We start from the raw sequence: 18,618 nt of genomic DNA, 5'->3' as shown, positions 1-18,618 counted from the left end.
CTCTTAAAGATTCCTCATAGGGTTTTTCAAAATCAAATAAGCAAATTTACCCTAGAATTTTATAAAATTTTTAGGAATCTAAAATTGTGAAAAATTATATTTTATTTGTCGTAATGTTAAGTGCTATGGTAACGATTTCTAGTCTTTACATCACGCAGCCTATGCAACCTCTTTTTATAGAAGAGTTTGGAATCTCTATTGCACAAGTTACGCTTTTTACTTCCGTTGTTTTACTTGCACTTGCTTTTGCGCCCATAGTTTATGGATATTTGTTAGAAAAGTTTGATACGCGTAGAGTGTTGCTTGTTTCATTAATTTTGATTGGAATGTTTCAATGTTTGCTTTGCTTTGCCCAAGATTACAAAACATTTTTATCCTTGCGACTTCTTGAGGCGCTTGCGATTCCAGCAGCTTTAACTGCGACTTTAACAACTTTAATGCGCCTAGATACACAAAAGATACAAAAATACATTAGTCTTTATGTAGCCTCAACAGTTTTTGGTGGTGTGTTGTCGCGTGTAGGAGGTGGGTTTATCACTTCTATTTCTTCGTGGCAATTTACCTTTGTAGCACTTGGGATTACAACATTAATCGTTGCGATTCTCTCTTATAAAATCCCTCAAAGCTTGCAAATGACTAATGCCAAAATTACACCTAAGATTATCCTAGAGTTGCTCAAAGATAGACGTTATGCAGCAGTTTATATGGGGGCTTTTTTAGTGTTGTTTTGCTTTCAAGGTGCATTGAACTTTATGCCTTTTGAAATCAAGGCTTTAAATCCAGATATCACTCCCGCACAAATTGGGTTTTTATATCTTGGATATATCGTTGGTATTATTACCGCTCTTTTAGTGGAACGCATTAAAAGATTTGTGGGTGGGGATTTAAAGGCAATTATTGTTGGCTTTATTATTTTTGGAATTGCACCTTTAATAATGTTAATTAAAAACTTCTGGTGGCTGTTTTTTGCGGTATTTGTGATTTGTATTGGAATGTTTATCGTGCATTCTGTCTTATCTGCGTTGGTTAATTCTATTTCAGCAGAAAAAAAAGGTATTACCAATGGTTTGTATCTTGCATTTTATTATACAGGAGGCACGATTGGGACCACAATGCCGAGTTTTTTATATTATCATTTTGGTTGGGAAGTGCTTTGTTTATTTTTAAGTGGAATTTTATTTTTAAGTGCATTAGTATTTTATAAAATACATTTAATTTTTAAGGAGGTAAAATGAATGAATTAGGAGAATATTTTGAATCAATCTTCAAAGAAATTGTGCCATTAGGAAATTTGCATATTTTAGAAAGTGAGCAAGCAAGTGAAATCTTAGCGATTTTCTTAAGCCTTGATAATCATACATTTAATCTATTTTGGCAAAGTTCTGTGTTACAAAACCTCTGTGAAAAGTATTGCAAAACTTTGAGTTTTAAAGGAATCTTACAAGTGCAATACACTTTACTTTTAAATATCCACAAAGTCTTTTTAAAAGAGCCAAGATTCATACAGAATTTACTCAAAAAAGTCTTAGAAAATCTTAATCTATTAGAGCAACACGACCTTGCAAAAGGAGAGTTTTTTTACCAAATCAAAAGACATTTAGATAGTATTATTCATCAAGAAATCAAAGAATCTCATATGCATAAAGAGCAACAAAAATTAACCTTAGATAAAAGTTTCTTGAGGGATTTTTTAACAAATAGTTTAAGGTTGTTGGAGCAGAAAAAAGAGATTTTAAATGCAATGCGCACTCAAAATTTACTCAATCTTAATCCAAGTTTAGAAGAGTTAGAATCTCTATTAGAAAAACTTAGAAATCAACATTTTTCTATTGGAATCACGGGCGTTTTAAGTGCGGGGAAAAGTACGCTTTTAAATGCTCTTTTAGGGCAGGAAATTTTAGGTAGTTCTACGATTCCAGAAACTGCGAGTTTAACGCTTTTAAAATATGATAAAACACCCAGTGCGCTTGTGAGTTTTTGGAATAAAGCAGAGTGGAAAGATTTGAAATCCACAATGGAGGATTCTTTGCTTCGTGAGATTATGGCAAATGCAGAGTTTAAAGAATTTTTAGAAAAATATGTGCAAGATTCTACAACAAGTCTTAGGATTTCTTTGCAGGAATTACCCAAATATACTTCAGCAAATCATCCAAGCAAGTTGTGTAATCTCATCAAAGAAACAACACTTTTTACTCCTTTGAAGTTCTTAGAAAACAAAGTTGAAATTGTAGATACTCCCGGTCTTGATGACCCTATTGTTCAAAGGGAAGAAATCACTAAGGGCTATATTTTAGATTGCGATTTGTTAATACACGCAATGAATGCTGCGCAAAGTGCAACACAAATTGATGTAGATTTTATCTTGCAGACTTTGCAAAATGCAAATATTTCAAGAATTTTAATTTTACTAACACACGCAGATTTATTGGAACCAAAGGATTTAGAATCGGCTTTGAATTACACAAAAGAGAGCATTAAGACACGCTTATCTCAAAGTATGGCAAAGCAAAGTGTAGAACTTTTATTACAAAGACTTGATTTTATTGCACTTGCAAGTTATCCTGCGTTGCTTTGTCAAACTAATCCGCAAAAAGCTAAAGAATTAGGGTTTAGTTTAGAATCTTCCAATTTTAATGCGCTAATTGATTATCTCAATCAAACTTTATTGGGTAGCAATAGCACAAAAGCAAAAGATTTAGTTTATTTAAGTGCGCAAGGATTTACAAGAGTTTTTGAAAAGATTAAATCTGCTTGCAGTTTAGAAAAAAGTTTGCTTTTTGCCAAAGAGAGTCAAATCCAAGAGTTAATGCAAGAAGCTAAATTTGAGAAAGAACAAAGTTTAGCTAAACTTCAAGTGACTAAAGAATCTTTAAAGAGTGCGACAGCACAGCTACAAGAATACCTTGTTACACTTCAAAAGGAATTGAATCAGCAGCTAGAAACTTCTAAAAATATTTTAAGTGAAAGGATTTTTGCTGATATTATCTATGATTATGAGAAAGGCAAAATACCAAGTTACGAAAGGCTACAAAGAATCTTGGATTTAGGATTAAAAGATGTTTTGAGTGATATTTTGCGCTTTTGTACTCAAAGTTTGGACAAAAAAATCACACAATTGCAAAGTCAATTTGAAATGTATGTTGAGTTTCAAGAAAAGGATTCTAGTCTTTTGGGTAATTTTCATCTTCATTTTGATGAAAGTATTTTGAAAAAAACAACACTTAAAATCTTAAATCGTATGATAAAGTCTGTAAAGAAATTTGGTAAAAATCAAAAGATTGAGCTTAAAAGCGCATTGGATTTGGATTTTAAAGATGGGTTTTTGGAATTTTTTGAAATCATTATCAGACAAAGCAAAGCATTGGAATCTAAGCTAACAGAGAATTTCCAAAGATTTCTTAATGATTTAGAAGCTGCTTTAAAAACAGATTTGGAGAATAAAGAGAGAATTTTACAAAATGCTTTACAAACTTCGCAACAAAGCACACAAGAAAAAACAGAGAAAGAAATGTTATTAACACAAAATGAAGTTGTTTTAGAAGAATCTTTGCAGTGTTTTGGTGCTTTGCAAGATTATGCCACACAAGGAGCGTAGTGATGCTAAAGAAATATTTAGAAGAATGTAAAATCTTGCAAGCAAAAATTGCACAAAAATCTCCCACTCAAAAGTTAATTTTGGCTTGTCAGAATCATCTTAATCCAAATGATTATATGTTAAGTTTTTTTGAAAATTTAGCACAAAAGGAAATGGAGCCTATGCAAATTGCGATTATTGGGCAGTTTTCAAGCGGGAAAAGCACTTTTTTAAATGCTCTTTTAGGGCAAGATATTTTGCCAACAGGTATTACGCCTATTACTTCAAAGGTATGTAAAATCTGCTATGGCGAAGATTATATTTTAGAGATTCTTTATAAAGATGGGCGTAAAGTGTTGCAGAATGTGGATTTTTTGCATAAGCTTTCACGTGAAAATTCTCAAAATATTGATTATTTTTGCCTCTATGCCCCGATTATATTATTAAAAGAAATTAATTTTTTAGACACACCCGGATTTAATTCTCAAAACTCTGATGATACACGCACTACACTAAAAATTTTAGAAAATGTAGATGGAATCATTTGGCTTACCCTGATTGATAATGCAGGAAAAAATAGTGAAAAAGCATTACTTAAAGAGTTTATTACACATTTTGCACAAAAAAGTCTTTGTGTATTAAATCAAAAAGATAGGTTAAAAGATGAAAAAGAAGTGCAAATTAGCGTAGATTATGCAAAAAGTGCTTTTGAAGGGATTTTCTCTGCTGTGATTCCAATCTCTGCAAAGTTAGCACTCAAAGCAAGATTAAACACGCCACAAAAATTTCTTGAAACAACTCTTTTGGACTTTGCACAAACAATCCAATCTCTTGCATTAAAAGTTTCTGATGAAGCTTATGAAAAATATCAAAACCCGCAGAGTGTGCTAGATTCTTTAGGTATGACTTATCATAAGATACAAGAAAAAATTAACCAAGAATTGCTTTTACTTAATACTCAAAATGCAACAACTCTTATGCAAGATTCCAATATGCCTTTGATTTTTGATTTTCTCAACCAAACGATTAAGCCAAAGGCAAAACTTGCTAAATCTTATAGCATACTTAAAAAACTTCGCGAAATGCACATTTTATTGCATTTACAATACCATAAAATTAACCAATGTTATTTAATTTTACAAAAGACTTTGCAACATAATTTGCAGCATTATATTACGAGCTGTGCTATCTCACAAGAAAAAGAACAAAAAATTTTTAATGATTTGTATATTGGGCTTGATTTATGGCTTGACACTTTAGCACAAAGAATCTTTAATGCGTTGGAGAAAAAATCTCTAAGTTTTGCGCAAAAAGAAAAACGTTTTTTGGGGACTAAATCTGTTGAAACGACTAAAGAAGTGGTTTTGCTCCCAATAGAAAAGATTCGTTTAGAGTTACAAAATCCCGATACGCAATTAGTTAAAAATTACAAGGCACTAAGTGTGCAAATTAAAAATTTCTTAGATTTGTTTATCCAATCTATTGCCAAAAATACAGATACTTTGAAGCTAGAGTTGGCAAAATGGCAACACGATGCGCCCAAGAGTATTGAACTTTATCTCGTTGCCCCACAAAGTCAAGCGTTAAATGATTTGCACGATTTTGCACAAAATTGTTACGAAAATTTGCTAGATGATTTCAATAAAAATACTCTCGTGGCAACCTCTTATTTACAAAGTGAATTAAATGTTTTAAGTAACTTTTTGGCTCTAAGTTATAATAATGCAATAGATTTGACCTTAAATCGTTTAGATTTGAAAATCAAAAATGCAATTGCTAAACATAGCGAGAACCAAGAAGAATTTGCCCTATTTAGCCCCACTTTGGAAAATGTGCGTGAAAGCTTGAATGAAACTTTTTGTTTTGAACAATTCCAAGCACGTCTTTTTGGTCCAATGAATTGTTTAAAGAAAACCTATGCGCAATTTTTAAATCAAAGCGAACAAACCACGCAAGAGAAAATTCAATTAATTGCACAAGTTTCTTTTGAACTTAAGAAAGAAATAGATAAAATTACACAGAATCTTAAAGCAATCAAGCAAGAGCTAAAGAGCGTAAATGCTTAAAGATAGCAAAGTGGAATTAGAATTGCTTAATTCTAATTTGAACTGCCATATTTGGATATGTCAAATGGCAAAACTAAGGATAAGACTTAAGGAAAGTTTATGAAAGTAGAGCTCTTAGAGCCATACATTCAAATCAGCATTGAAAAAGAATCACAATTTTTAAAACGTGCAGTGGATTTTGCGTATAAACATTTTTCTAAAGCCTATCGTCTTTCAAGTTCAGTCTTGATTCTTGACGATGGTGAGCGTTACAAGAAAGATTACTTTTTGAATTGGGCATATCACGTTGCTATGCAAGAGGAAGCCAAAAAGGATAGCGAGGATTTTCAAACTATTATTGATAGTAGCTATCTTCCGATTCGTATCAAAATGATTGAAAATCGTGCAATGTTAGAGCATATTATCGTGTCTTTGCAGATAATTCAGAGTTCTTTTGGTAATTCGCAAGTCTGTTTAAAGCTAAATCGTCCAAGTCGTCTTGCAAGACGTTATTTAAGCTCAATGTTTCAAGATTTTGTGCTAAGTTACACAAGGCAAGAAATTTTTTTAGATTCTAGTAGCCCTTATTTTTGGGAAAAGTTAATTGGTGCGCTTTCACAAAAAGTTATTCATAATATCGTGTTGGATTTTGATTATGAGACTTTTAAAACGCACAATACTTTTGAATGTTTTGAGGAATATTTAACTAAAGAGGAAAAAATCCTTAAGAAAAGCTACAAGATTCTAGGTTGTGGTTATAATGATGATTTTGAATGTGTGAAAAATCGCTATATTGAACTTGCCAAAATCTATCATCCTGATAATGTTTATGGTCAAGATAAAAAAATTATTGATGGCTATGCGGAAAAATTCCGCCTGATTAATGAAGCGTATGAAAACATTAAATCTAATTTTAAACGCGTGGCATAACTAAGGAGTTAAAATGTCAGATAATACACAAAAAAATCCAAAACTTGAGAGTCTATCCGCTACGATTCCAGATAATATTTTTGATACTTTTGAAGAGTTTAAAGAAGAGCCAAAAACTAAATCTAGATCTAAAGGAACGATTGAATATTCTTTAGAAGATACCAAAGAGTATTCTGAAAGCAAAGGACATTTCTTTGTCTATCTATTTTTACTTTTTGTATTAATTGCATTGATTTTTGGTGGAGGATATTATTTCTTGACAAGCCCTAGTGGGCAATCTTTGCTTCATAAAGCGCAAGTTGCGTTAGGATTCCAAACAAAGGCAACAGAAGCGGTACAATCCCGATTAGATTTGACAAGTGAATTTGCCAAAGATGAAGAAATTAAACGTTTGCAAGAAGCTCTTTATCAAAAAGAAAAAGAGCTTGCTTCTCTTGCGCAATCTGTTGATGGATTGAGTTTGTCTGTGAAAGAAATGCAAAACGCACGTGGCGCAGAAGCAAATACAATGGCAAAGTTGCGTTATACCATTAAACCTAAAAAGCAAATTATTGCTGAATGTTTTTCTATGAATGTGGGACAATGGCAGATTCCACAAAGTTGTATGCTTTCAATTGCGACAAAAGTGGATAAAGAATTGCAAGAAGATAAACGCGTGGTTGCTTTTGAAGTGCAGGGTATTGTAGATACTCGTCCTTATCGTGGTTTATCTTCAGAATTAAAACAAGAAGGACTCGCAAGTTTTCGTGCGTGGAATGCGATTCGTGCAATAAATGCTAAAATCCCAAATGCTACTGTGTTTGAAGGTCCAAGTTTGCAACTAGAAAACAAACGCGGGTATAGTATTAAAGCTTATTTTGTAGAATAAGATGAATCATAATCCACCCATTCATACTTTGGGCGTATTTTTGCGCCCCTCTACCCCAGAGTTAAAGGCTTATTTTTTGGAATTTCAGACTTTAGCCTTAGATTTGGGATTCCGTGTGATTTTGGATTCCTTAAGTGCGGGAATGATTGGAATGCGTGGATTAAACTTTGAAGAGCTTTGCAGTGAATGTGATGCGCTTATTTCTATTGGTGGCGATGGCACATTGATTTCTACTGCAAGACGCTCTTTTGCTTTTGGTAAGCCTATTTTGGGAATCAATATGGGGCATTTAGGATTCCTTACGGATTTGCAAAAAAATGAAGTAGAATCCTTTTTACCTCATCTTAGAGCGGGAAACTACAATATAGCAAACCATCTGATGCTAGAGGGTAGCATACAAAATGTAAAGAGTAATACTGCAAGTTTTTTTGCACTTAATGATATTATTTTAACGCGTCTTGATGAGGCATCTATGATTTATCTTAAGGCTTACATTGATGGTGAATATTTTAATTCCTATTATGGTGATGGATTGATTGTTGCTACACCCACAGGTTCTACGGCTTATAATATCAGTGCAGGGGGTGCAGTGGTTTATCCTTTCTCTCATAATTTACTTTTAACTCCCATTTGTGCGCATTCTTTGACGCAACGTCCGCTCATCTTGCCAAGTAGTTTTGAAATTGCTGTGGAGCTTGGTGAGCAGGGACGTTGTAATATTGTAATTGATGGGCAAGAGAGCAAACCTCTAAAGTTTGGTGAGAAAATTGCGATTCGTGTTCAAAAGAATGGGGTTAAATTGATTCATAATGCAAATTGGGATTATTTTAAAATTTTAAAAGAAAAATTCCATTGGGGAGATTTTGAATAATGCAAAAATTGCTTATTCACAAAATTACAATTAAAAATTCTCCAATTTTTAGAGAAATTACTTTTTCTCCAAGTGCGCATTTTAATGTTTTCAGTGGGGCAAGTGGAGCAGGAAAATCTGTGCTAATGGAATCTATCCTTGCGCTTTTTGGTCTGCGTGAATGCAATGCACAGGTGTTAGAAGCAACTTTAGAATTACAAGGCTTCAAAGAGGAATTTAAAGGATTAATAGATGAGGGTGAAGTGATTTTGACACTAACAAAAAAAGACAAAATTCGCTTTTTTCTCAATGCACAAAATATTCCTAAGAAAAAAGTTCAAGAACTTTTTGCTCCGTTTTTAAAACATTTAAGCACAAAAATGGACGATGCAACAAGTTTGGAAAATTTATTTTTGGTTTTTGATTCTTTTTGTTTATCTAAAGATTCCAAGTATAAGGTGCTTTTAGATGCTTATAAGGATTCTTTTGTGCAATTTCAAACTGCAAAAGTTGCGCTTAAAAAAATACAAGAAGAAGCACTCAAAGTTGAAGAACTTAAAGAGTTTGTGCGCTTTGAAATCCAAAAGATAGAATCTTTAAGCCCTAAAAAAGGAGAATATGAAGAGCTTTTAGAGCTTAAAAAGGAAATTTCTAAAAAAGAAAAAATCAATGAGAGTTTGCAAGAAGTGCAAGAATTTTTAAATCATAGTCCTCAAGTTTCTCATTTTTTAAATCTTATTGGTAGAGAAAATGATTCTATCTTGAATGCTTTTAGTGAATTAGAAGAGTTATGTGCCCAAGAGAGTGAGCGACTAGGAGAGTTAGAAAATATCAACCCTGAAGAGATTTTAAATCGTTTGGAATCTTTAGGAGCATTGAAGCATAGATATGGTGGCGTAGAGGAGGCATTAGAATATTTAGAAGTTAAAAAACGAGAATTAACAAAATATGAAAATTTGGATTCCATTTTAAAAGATTCTAAAGAGGAGTTTCAAAGTGCCAAAGAATCTTTGATTCAAAGCGCAAATACATTACAAAAGGCAAGAGAAAAGTGGGTTATAAACTTTAATTATACTCTAGACCAATCCCTTAATTCACTTAAAATGCCAAATGCTAAAGTGTTATTTAAGCCAATAGATGAAGTAGAATCTTATATGCCCTTTGGGAATCAAATTTTAGAAATCACCTTAAATACGGATTTAAAAAATCTAAGTGCAGGAGAGTTTAACCGATTTCGTCTTGCACTTTTGCTTACTCAAAGTGCGCAAGAAAAAAATCAAGCCCTTATTATTTTAGACGAATTAGATGCAAATCTAAGTGGAGAGGAATCGCAAGGGGTCGCAGAAGCCTTGAAAAAACTCTCTTGCAATTATCAAGTCTTTGCAATTTCGCATCAACCTCATATGCCAAGTCTGGCGGATACACATTTCTTGATTCAAAAGCATTCGCAAGGTTCAGAGATTATTCTACTAGACCAAAAGGGCAGAATTTATGAAATTGCGCGTATGATTAGTGGTAATACAATTACTAAAGAGGCTTTAGAATTTGCTACTAAACGCATTGAGGGAGAATAATGTATAGTTGTATTTTAAAGATTGAAGATGAATCTTGCAATACTGCAAAAATTTGCTAGTTATTTACAGCAAACTCCCCCCTTTAAACTTCGTTCTATTTATAGAATTGCAGATAATTTGTTTAAAATGGACATAGATGGACATTCGTTTTTTATGGATTTAAGCAAGGGCAAAAGTACAATTTTCATCAGTAATGAGGTCTTTGTCGCCTCAAAGGTTTATCAAGCTCCTTTTGATAAAAGTTTGCAAAAATATTGCTTCAATGCTTGGATTATAGGGGCGAAAATAGATGGTAATAATCGTATCTTGCAACTTACTTTACAAACGAAGAATAGCTATAAATCTTCACAAATTATCTTACAAGCTGAATTTACAGGGAAAAATACAAATTTAATTTTACTAGATACTAACAAAATCGTTCTAGATGCTTTGCGACATATTACCAAGGAGCAATCATTCCGTGATGTGAGGATTGGGAAGCCACTTTTACCTTTGCCGCAGCCCAAAACTTCTCCTTTGTTTCAATGTGAGGGAGAATTATTTGAGAATCTTTTAGATAATTTTATCCATTTAAAGACAAAGGAATTAAAGGAAAAAATTGCAAAATCTAGTGCGAAAATTCATCATAAAATTATGCACTTAAAGCAGCATTTAGAATCCCTAGAAGCAAAAGATATTTTAGAAGCAAATGCCAAAAGAGAAGCGTATCTAGGGCAACTTGTTTTGCAAAATCTTTATTTGTATCCAGATTTTAAAGGGAGAGAAATTTGCTTAGAAAATGAAAAAATTATATTGCCTAAAAAAGCTTATTCTCTAAGCCATTGCGCACAAATTTTCTTTGAAAATTCCAAAAAACTTGCCAAAAAGGCAAAAAATATTTATCTACAAGCCCAAAATCTACAAGAAAAGATTTTATTCTATCAAAATTTGCTAAAAATGATACAAAATGTAACAAATCTAAATGATTTACAGATTTTGGATTCTAATTTACAAAAAAAATCCAATCCTAAAGAATCTAAACAAAAATTAAAATTGTTTGAAAGTTTTTTTATCGCAGGGATTAAGGTATCTATTGGCAAGAATGAGAGAGAAAATATTGCATTATTAAAGGAAGCTAAAGCGGAAGATATTTGGTTACATATTCGCGGGATTCCAAGTTCGCATTGTATTGTTCATTGCGGAAAGGCGAAAATTTCTGATATAATCTTGCAAAAAGCTACACAAATTTTAGCAGGATTGACAAAAGATGTTGGTGAAAATTATGCAGTAGATTATACCAAACGTAAATTTGTAAAAATCACATCTGGTGCAAATGTTGTTTATGCTAAAGCACAGACGATTCAGCTTAAGAAGGACTAATATGGCAGTTTCTCCTATTGGTAATATTACTCATATCCATCAAAATGCTCAAGTTGGTTCTGTGCAACACGCAAACACGCAAACAAAACTTGATTTTCAGGCAATGGTCAATTTGCAAGAAATGCAAGATAAACAAGAGGAAATAAAAGAAGTGCGTCCTACTGAAGAAACGCTTAAAGCAAACGATGAGCGTGAGGGGAATGGTAAAGAGCCTGAACAAGAAGAGCAAGAGAAACAGCAAGGAGAAAATTCTCAAGAATCTCAAGAAGAGAAAGATTCTATACAAACCAAGGAAGATGGCACAATCTTGCATTTAAATATTTCTGTATAAATCTTCTGTATATCAAGCAAACAAAAGTATATATGGAAGGGATTTGTTGCATAGTTTATGGCAAATTTTTAGAAGATAAATAATTAAGGGAGGGGATTAAGATGAATAGAATCAAGTTCTATTCTAAAGAGCGTAGCCATAGAATCTTAAACATTGCAATTCCTTCTGGCTTAAATTCACTTTTAGATATTATTAATCTTTCCATAGATTTGTTAATGATTGGGACTTTTGGGGCAAGTGCGATTGTCGCAGTCGGAGTGAGTTTGAACTTTATTATGCTGCTTTTTGCTTTCACAACCATTATTTTTGTAGGCAATAGTGCTTTGGTGTCAAGATTTTTGGGTGCGAATAACCAAAATGCAGCAAATGAAGTGGTAATGAGTTTAAGTTTTGCTGCATTTTGTTTGTCTTTGCCTTTAATGCTCTTTGCTTTTTTTGGCTTTGAAGTTTTTTTCTCTTGGATTGGGGTAGATTCTAATGCACATAGCATTGGGAGAGAATATTTAAGTGTTGTGCTTTTTAGTGTGCCTTTGTTGTTAATCAAGCAAGTGAGTATCTCTGCATTTTCCGCAGCTGGAGCAACAAAATTGCCTTTTTATATCAAGGTTTTTATTACATTTTTGAATCTTTTTGTCAAATATGCTTTGATTTTTGGATTCCTTTTTATTCCTGCATTTGGTGTGCTTGGAGCGGCAATTGGGACCTTGATTATTAATTTTTTAGAAACTTCTGCCCTGTTTGCTTGTCTTTTATTCTATAAAAATAGCCCTATTTCCCTTAGAGGTAGGATTAATTTTGATTATATTAAACGTGCTTTTATTGTAGGGATTCCTAGTGGTTGTGAGCGTCTCTTTACGCTTTTTGCCATTATTGTGATGACAAAGTTTGTTGCGCTTTATGGGACTTATGACTTAGCGGGTTATCAGATTGCGACAAGGATTGAAGGATTTGCTTTTATGCCAGGATTTGGCTTTATGATTGCAGCAATGGCATTAATGGGACAGAATCTTGGAGCAAAAAAACCGCTAGAGGCGAAATATTCTACATTGAATACTTTACTTTTAGGTGGGATTTTTATTGGAGCGGTTGGGTTATTTATGGCGATTTTTGCACCCTTTTTATCTAGTTTTTTTAGTCAGGATTCTGCTACAATCCAAGCAAGCGTTCATTATCTTATTCCTATTGGAATCTCACAAATTGCTTTTGCATTTATTTGTATTCTTGATGGTGCTTTGCGTGGAGCGGGTATTACAAAAATTACACTTTTAATTAATAGCATAATGATTTGGGGATTACGCGTGATACCTTGTTATTTTATTGCTACTATGAGTTATCCTGCAATTTATATTTATCTTTGTATTTGTATAGAGACTTTTTTGCGTGCATTTGTTTATTGGAAAATTTTTCAAAGTGGTATTTGGAAAAATCAAAAAGTTTAAAGTTTGACTCAAAATAGGGCGAAAAATAAATTTAAGTTAGAAAAAATATAAAGCAAAATAATTCCAAGACAGAGTAAAAAAGCCACAACGAATAAAATCTTTTTTTCAAAAGGAGTGAGTTTATCACCACTCTTACTGACTGAAATCGCTGTAATTGCTAAAATGATGATGGATACTAAACCCAAAACCCCAAGTATCATTGTAAAATTCTCAACTGAATTCAATCTTTACTCCAAAATATTAAGGTAGTTTTGCTAGAATCTACAAAACTTAAGAATAATTTTTAATTATACACCATTCTCTTATAACTTTTGATGATTTTTAGAAATTTTAGTGTGTTTTAACAAGCCTTAGTGTAGAATCTAGCCATTTAATTTAAATTTTGGGACTTAAATTATGATTGATTTAAAGCTTCTTATTCATCATTTTGAAGAAACGATGGAAAAACTCTCTAAACGTAATGTTGATGCAGTTTTTTTAAATACATTACGTGAAAGTAGTTTGAATTATAAACAAAAAAAATCTGCTTTAGAAGAATTGCAAGCTACGCAAAATACAAAAACCAAATTATTTGCTAAAATTAAACAAGAAGGAGGCGATATTAATGCCTTAAAAGAAGAATGTGATTTGTTAAAGGCGCAAATTGCACTCTATTCTCAAGAAGTAGAATTATGGGATAATAAACTTCAAGAGCTTTCTCATAATATTCCAAACATTCCTGATTCTAAAACGCCTTTTGGCAAAGATGAAAGTGATAATCTTGAGATTAAAAAAGTATTAGAACCCACGCATTTTGATTTTAAGCCCAAAGAGCATTGGGAGTTGGCTGAACAAAATGGTTGGATTGATTTTGAACGTGGAGTAAAGCTTGCTAAAAGTCGCTTTAGTGTCTTTATGGGAATGGGAGCTAAAATAGAGCGCGCATTAATTAATTATATGCTTGATTTTAATAGTAAGCGAGGTTTCAGTGAGGTTGGGACGCCTGCAATTGCAAATGCACAAACTCTCTTTGGCACAGGTCAATTACCAAAATTTGAAGATGATTTGTTTAAAATATCTGAGTTTGAAGAGGAGGAATATGAAGATAAAAATGCTAGAAAAGGACACGAACTTTATTTAATACCTACCGCAGAAGTAACGCTTACGAATCTTTATCGTAATGAAATATTAGAAGAAGAGAGTTTGCCTTTAATGCTAACAGCCTATACCCCTTGTTTTAGGAAAGAAGCAGGAAGTGCAGGACGTGATACACGAGGAATTATTCGCCAACACCAATTTGACAAAGTAGAGCTAGTTGCCATTACGATACCAGAGGAGAGTGATATGATGCAAGAGCGTATGGTTGCGTGTACATCAGAGCTTTTGGTTTCTTTGGGGCTTCCTCATCGTCTAATTCAGCTTTGTGGTGGAGATTTGGGATTTTGTGCAAGTAATACTATAGATATTGAGGTATGGTTACCAGGACAAAATTGTTATCGTGAGATTAGTTCTGTTTCTAATACGCGTGATTTTCAAGCAAGACGTGCCAAAATTCGCTATAAAGACTCTCATAAGAAAAATAAGTTAGTCCATACTCTAAATGGTTCAAGTTTGGCAGTTGGACGCACATTAGTTGCAATAATGGAAAATTATCAACAAAAAGATGGAAGCATTAAAATTCCTCCTGTTTTAGAACCGTATTTAAGGTGATTAAATGCCAGAAAATCAAGAAAATAACCAAGTTATCCAGCTTGATGATAATTTTAGTGTTTTAGATGATATTTTAAAAAAAGAGCCAGAAGCACCTAAACCACAAAGTAAGCTTGATAAGCTTCTAGAATTTTTTAATCAACATAAAAAAATAAGTGTTATCTTAGCAATTTTATTGGGATTTTTTATACTTGGATTTATTTTTTTAATTGGTTGGGTTTTGACGCATAAAGTTGAGCCTCCGCAAACTCAAATGAATGTTTTGCCACCTGTGGAATTTAAGATTGAAGGAGGAGCAGACCTTATTACAGATGCTGAAAATTTAGAAGCACTCATTAAAAAAGCCAATTTTCTTTATGCAAGTGGCAACAAACAAGAGGCATTAGATTTGTATGGCAAAATTTCTAATTATTCTGAAGGGCTTTCTAACTACAACTTGGGTGTTGCACAAATGGAAGAAAAATCTTATTCTGAAGCATTAGATTCTTTCCAAAAGGCGATTGATTTAGGAGAGGATAGAGTGATTAGTGCATTAAATGCTGCAATTTGTTCTTTATATTTACAAGAGCCTCTAAAATATCGTTATTACTTACACCTTGCACAAACCTATCTCCCAAAAACAGGGAATTTACCTATTTATTCCTATCTTTATGCCCTTACAAATTTCTATTTAGGAAATTATTTGGAAGCTTTTTCCTCTTTATTACATAATTCTTCCAGTTTTTATCAAGAGGAAAGTAATCAACTTTTAGCTTCATTGTATGCATATTTTAATAATAACTATAATGCGATTGATGCTTTGAGTAAAAATTCCACCGACCCACAAAATTGGTTCAATTTAGCTTTGCTTTATGCGCGGATTGGGGATTATAATGAGGCGAATAAGCTTCTGATGCAAAGTATTGACACCTTAGGAAGCACTTTAGAATCTGATATGGCTCTTATGCTTATTAAGATTCAACTTGCAGAGTATAGTCAAGCGGCGCGTCTTGCAAATAAATATTCTCAAAAAGAAGAAGATTTGAATCGTAATCCTTATCCAATTCAAATTGCTTTACGTGATGATTTTTTTAATATTGAAGTTGCACAAAAACGCTTTTGGGGAGATTTTATAGGGCAGAAGTTGAACGCTTATAATATAATATTTTATTTTGCATCTTACAAGGTTTTTGACGCAAAAGAAGCTTTTAATGTGATTCAAGAAGGAGGGATTAATATTAACATTGAAAATTTGCAAGAAGCCAAAGAAATTTTAGTGCGCGGACAGACTATTTCAAGAATGAATCGTAATATTGCAAATGCAATTTTAGAAACTTTAAATGGTAATATTCGGAATGCGAATGCTTTATTAACAGAAGTGGTTAATGCCTATCCAAATCATTCTATTTTGCATTATAATTTAGGATTAAACTACGCACAGATGGGTAATTTTGATGCAGCTTATCGGCATTTTTTGCGCTCTTTTCACTTAAATCCAAAAGATTTGTATGCAGGCATTTTTGCCTTAATTGCTGCTAAACTTACATTCCGTGATAGTGGGCGATTGGAGAGTGAAATCGGGAAAGAGATTGTAAATTTTCAAGGAAATGCTAAGGAGCAAGAATTTATCAATGCTTTGTTAAATTTTACACGTGATGGTGTTCCAACACCTTTGCAATTTCTTGAGAATGAGGAAAGCAAGGTTGCAATCTATTATGCTTTGGATTTTGCACAAGGTGTGCAGATGAACAACCAAACATTATTGATAAAATCTGCTAACAGATTAAAAGATTTATATCCTAGCGACCCAATTAGCAATCTTTTAGCTCTTTTGGCTTTGAATTATCAAGATGAGCCAAAATCCCTTGCCTTGAAACTGCAAAGCTATTATCAAGACCCCAAGATTAATAAAGATCCTATTTATTATGGTGCGTCTGTTGTGCGTGAAATGTATATTGAAATTGCACATATTATTGGAACATTGCATTATATTCAACAAGACTTGGATATGCGTTTGATTACAGAGCAAAAAGATGCGCGTGGCGTGATTCAGGCTTTAGCACTGACTTATTTGTATTTACAAGAATTTGAAAAGTCTTTTACGCTTTATAATAGTTTAATTGATGATTTTAAAGAGCAAGATACCCAAACACTCTTTTTGAGCGCAGTTGCTGCGATTGGTGCAGGACATATTGAGAATGCCGCAACGCTTTTACAACTTTCAAAGTTAGAAGCTCCCACAAACTATGAAACAAGAATCGCAAATGGAATCTTGTTTTTGCAAGAAAAGAACTTCAGCGCCGCTGCATCACAATTTACTGCCATAGCTGCTTCTAAATTGCGTTCTAAATATTTTGATTTTAAAATTGACACCAAACAAATTTTACAAAATCCTTAAAGATTCACAAGTTTTAAAGGCTTGTAAAATTTGCTTGAATTTGTCAAAATTCACATTCATTTTAGAGTTTTGATATAAAATATCAGCTTTATTTTAAGGAGATATTTTGGCGCAATCTATTTTGTGCAAGACTTTATTAAAATATTTTGCATTATGTTTGTCCCTCATTGGTTGGGTGTTTTTTGGCTGTGCTGCAAACTTGCCTAAGGAATCAGAAATCACTCAAACGCTTCCACAATCCTTTCAAAACACTTCTTTAATTAGTGTAGATACTCAATCCCAAGCAATGCCAAAAGCAACGCCTACGGAACAAATTAAGATTCTATTTTGTAATGATTCTACATTAGAGAATCTTTTTGAGATTGCATTAAGTCAAAATTTGGATTTGCAAATTATGAATGCAAGGATTTTACAAGCCAAGGCACAGCTAAAAAGTGCTTGGGGAGAGCTTTTCCCAAGTGTAGATGGAAGTTTAGGGGCAAACGAATCACACACGCGCACCAACACATCAAAGGTGCAAAAAACACAATCTTATACTTCTCAAATGGGTGTGATACTTTCGTGGGAAGTGGATTTGTTTGGACGTTTGCAACATAGTAAAAATGCTAGAGCTTCTCTTTATGAAAAGTCCTTGCAAGACTTAGAAAACGCTAAAATCACGCTTTTAGCAGATATAGCAAGCTTTTATTTTACACTCCTTGAATCTTCTTCAAATCTCTCTTTAACGCAAGAAAATATTGTGCATTATCAAAATGCTTTAGAATGGACGCGTTTAAAGGTTGAAAATGGCTTATTGGATAGCACAGAGCTTTTTGAAAAGCAAGATATGCTAACGAATGAACAAAATACTTTAGAATCTTTAAAAAGTATTTTTGAAGAAAACAAAAATGCTTTGTTGGTTTTATTAGACTTACCCCATCTTCCTTTTGTAATAGAATCCAAAACACCGCCTAAGTTCACAGACCAATTACATTTGGATTCTATGCCAGCAGAAGTTTTGTTAGCTCGTCCAGATATTAAAGCCGCACTTTTTAGTCTCTATGCGCAAAGCTATCTTAAAGCCAATGCAAAAGCAAGTTTGTTTCCGATTCTCTCTATTAGTGCGAATTTAAATGAAATTTTAGATTCCAACACTCAAGCAAGTGGTAATTTGGCTTGGCAGTTTGCTAGCTCTCTTACTGCGCCGATTCTAAATCGCACACAATTAACGCAAAATTACTTTTTACAAGATGCAATTTTAAAAGAATCCTATGCAACCCTTCAAAAATCACTCAAAAATGCTTTTGCTGAAATTGAAAATACAAGTTTTAATTTCAAAAGCACCGATTTGCAATTGCAAAATAGCCAAAAGAGAATGGAAAATGCACAAAATTATTTTGAATTTTCCTCTAATCGTTATTTTGTAGGCTTAATTGATGGTTTAGAACACGCATTAAACACTGCTTCATTTAATAATTCCAAAAAATCGCTTAATTCTGCTAAATTTGAGAATCTCAAAGCACTTGTTTTGCTCTATAAAGCCTTTGGTGGTGATTTAAATCTTGCCGCTTCCCAACAACCTGATTTAATGAACAAGGAATAA

14 protein-coding genes are annotated in these 18,618 nt (G+C 33.0%); 13 read left to right on the top strand and 1 reads right to left on the bottom strand.

The window, feature by feature from the left end:
- Nucleotides 1–86: 86 nt before the first annotated feature.
- From Q0Y61_RS02035 to Q0Y61_RS01990, 10 genes are all read left to right on the top strand, one after another.
- Nucleotides 87–1,235, top strand: coding sequence for an MFS transporter (locus Q0Y61_RS02035; RefSeq protein ID WP_297810571.1), 1,149 nt, complete (start codon nt 87–89; stop codon nt 1,233–1,235).
- Nucleotides 1,232–3,595: a dynamin family protein gene (locus Q0Y61_RS02030; RefSeq protein WP_297810568.1), complete on the top strand. Its 2,364-nt coding sequence runs from the start codon at nt 1,232–1,234 to the stop codon at nt 3,593–3,595. Before Q0Y61_RS02035 ends, Q0Y61_RS02030 begins: the two co-directional genes overlap by 4 nt.
- Before the next feature lie 2 nt (nt 3,596–3,597).
- Complete coding sequence (locus tag Q0Y61_RS02025) at nt 3,598–5,640, top strand: dynamin family protein (RefSeq protein WP_297810565.1); 2,043 nt, start codon at nt 3,598–3,600, stop codon at nt 5,638–5,640.
- A gap of 99 nt (nt 5,641–5,739) precedes the next feature.
- Entirely contained in the window at nt 5,740–6,549 is an 810-nt protein-coding gene (locus Q0Y61_RS02020) for a J domain-containing protein (protein WP_297810562.1), read from the top strand.
- Between the two features lie 13 nt (nt 6,550–6,562).
- Complete coding sequence (locus Q0Y61_RS02015; protein WP_297810560.1) at nt 6,563–7,417, top strand: hypothetical protein; 855 nt, start codon at nt 6,563–6,565, stop codon at nt 7,415–7,417.
- A gap of 1 nt (nt 7,418) precedes the next feature.
- Nucleotides 7,419–8,288 carry an NAD(+)/NADH kinase gene (locus Q0Y61_RS02010; RefSeq protein ID WP_297810558.1) on the top strand — a complete coding sequence of 290 codons (870 nt, stop codon included), beginning with the start codon at nt 7,419–7,421 and terminating at the stop codon, nt 8,286–8,288.
- On the top strand, nt 8,288–9,841 hold the full coding sequence (locus tag Q0Y61_RS02005; protein WP_297810556.1) for an AAA family ATPase: 1,554 nt from the start codon (nt 8,288–8,290) through the stop codon (nt 9,839–9,841). The genes Q0Y61_RS02010 and Q0Y61_RS02005 overlap by 1 nt, the downstream gene beginning before the upstream one ends.
- Before the next feature lie 27 nt (nt 9,842–9,868).
- Nucleotides 9,869–11,200, top strand: a complete 1,332-nt coding sequence (locus Q0Y61_RS02000) for an NFACT family protein (RefSeq protein ID WP_297810554.1) — start codon at nt 9,869–9,871, stop codon at nt 11,198–11,200.
- Between the two features lies 1 nt (nt 11,201).
- Complete coding sequence (locus tag Q0Y61_RS01995) at nt 11,202–11,531, top strand: hypothetical protein (protein WP_297810552.1); 330 nt, start codon at nt 11,202–11,204, stop codon at nt 11,529–11,531.
- Nucleotides 11,532–11,632: 101 nt separating this feature from the next.
- Nucleotides 11,633–12,970 (top strand): MATE family efflux transporter, encoded by a 1,338-nt coding sequence (locus Q0Y61_RS01990; protein ID WP_297810550.1) that lies wholly within the window; start codon nt 11,633–11,635, stop codon nt 12,968–12,970.
- Nucleotides 12,971–12,978: 8 nt separating this feature from the next.
- Here the strand turns inward: Q0Y61_RS01990 and Q0Y61_RS01985 are convergent, their stop codons facing one another.
- Nucleotides 12,979–13,194: a hypothetical protein gene (locus tag Q0Y61_RS01985; protein ID WP_297810548.1), complete on the bottom strand. Its 216-nt coding sequence runs from the start codon at nt 13,192–13,194 to the stop codon at nt 12,979–12,981.
- Between the two features lie 172 nt (nt 13,195–13,366).
- Between Q0Y61_RS01985 and serS the strand changes: the two genes are divergently transcribed.
- The 3 genes from serS (at nt 13,367) to Q0Y61_RS01970 (ending at nt 18,618) form a co-directional block, all read left to right on the top strand.
- Complete coding sequence (gene serS, locus Q0Y61_RS01980) at nt 13,367–14,659, top strand: serine--tRNA ligase (RefSeq protein ID WP_297810546.1); 1,293 nt, start codon at nt 13,367–13,369, stop codon at nt 14,657–14,659.
- A 4-nt stretch (nt 14,660–14,663) separates the two neighbouring features.
- Nucleotides 14,664–17,036, top strand: a complete 2,373-nt coding sequence (locus Q0Y61_RS01975) for a tetratricopeptide repeat protein (protein ID WP_297810544.1) — start codon at nt 14,664–14,666, stop codon at nt 17,034–17,036.
- A 106-nt stretch (nt 17,037–17,142) separates the two neighbouring features.
- On the top strand, nt 17,143–18,618 hold the full coding sequence (locus tag Q0Y61_RS01970; protein WP_297810542.1) for a TolC family protein: 1,476 nt from the start codon (nt 17,143–17,145) through the stop codon (nt 18,616–18,618).

This window comes from uncultured Helicobacter sp. (assembly GCF_947367035.1).
In the GTDB taxonomy this organism is placed as follows: Bacteria; Campylobacterota; Campylobacteria; order Campylobacterales; family Helicobacteraceae; genus Helicobacter_D.
The sequence above is the reverse complement of the archived record's forward strand: the minus strand, read 5'-3'. Positions and strand labels throughout refer to the sequence as shown.

What these genes read in the sequence shown, in the direction of transcription:
- Q0Y61_RS02030 (WP_297810568.1), top strand. Translation starts at nt 1,232, where the DNA reads ATGAATGAATTAGGAGAATATTTTGAATCAATCTTCAAAGAAATTGTG.
- Q0Y61_RS02025 (WP_297810565.1), top strand. Translation starts at nt 3,598, where the DNA reads ATGCTAAAGAAATATTTAGAAGAATGTAAAATCTTGCAAGCAAAAATT.
- Q0Y61_RS02020 (WP_297810562.1), top strand. Translation starts at nt 5,740, where the DNA reads ATGAAAGTAGAGCTCTTAGAGCCATACATTCAAATCAGCATTGAAAAA.
- Q0Y61_RS02015 (WP_297810560.1), top strand. Translation starts at nt 6,563, where the DNA reads ATGTCAGATAATACACAAAAAAATCCAAAACTTGAGAGTCTATCCGCT.
- Q0Y61_RS02010 (WP_297810558.1), top strand. Translation starts at nt 7,419, where the DNA reads ATGAATCATAATCCACCCATTCATACTTTGGGCGTATTTTTGCGCCCC.
- Q0Y61_RS02005 (WP_297810556.1), top strand. Translation starts at nt 8,288, where the DNA reads ATGCAAAAATTGCTTATTCACAAAATTACAATTAAAAATTCTCCAATT.
- Q0Y61_RS02000 (WP_297810554.1), top strand. Translation starts at nt 9,869, where the DNA reads ATGAATCTTGCAATACTGCAAAAATTTGCTAGTTATTTACAGCAAACT.
- Q0Y61_RS01995 (WP_297810552.1), top strand. Translation starts at nt 11,202, where the DNA reads ATGGCAGTTTCTCCTATTGGTAATATTACTCATATCCATCAAAATGCT.
- Q0Y61_RS01990 (WP_297810550.1), top strand. Translation starts at nt 11,633, where the DNA reads ATGAATAGAATCAAGTTCTATTCTAAAGAGCGTAGCCATAGAATCTTA.
- serS (WP_297810546.1), top strand. Translation starts at nt 13,367, where the DNA reads ATGATTGATTTAAAGCTTCTTATTCATCATTTTGAAGAAACGATGGAA.
- Q0Y61_RS01975 (WP_297810544.1), top strand. Translation starts at nt 14,664, where the DNA reads ATGCCAGAAAATCAAGAAAATAACCAAGTTATCCAGCTTGATGATAAT.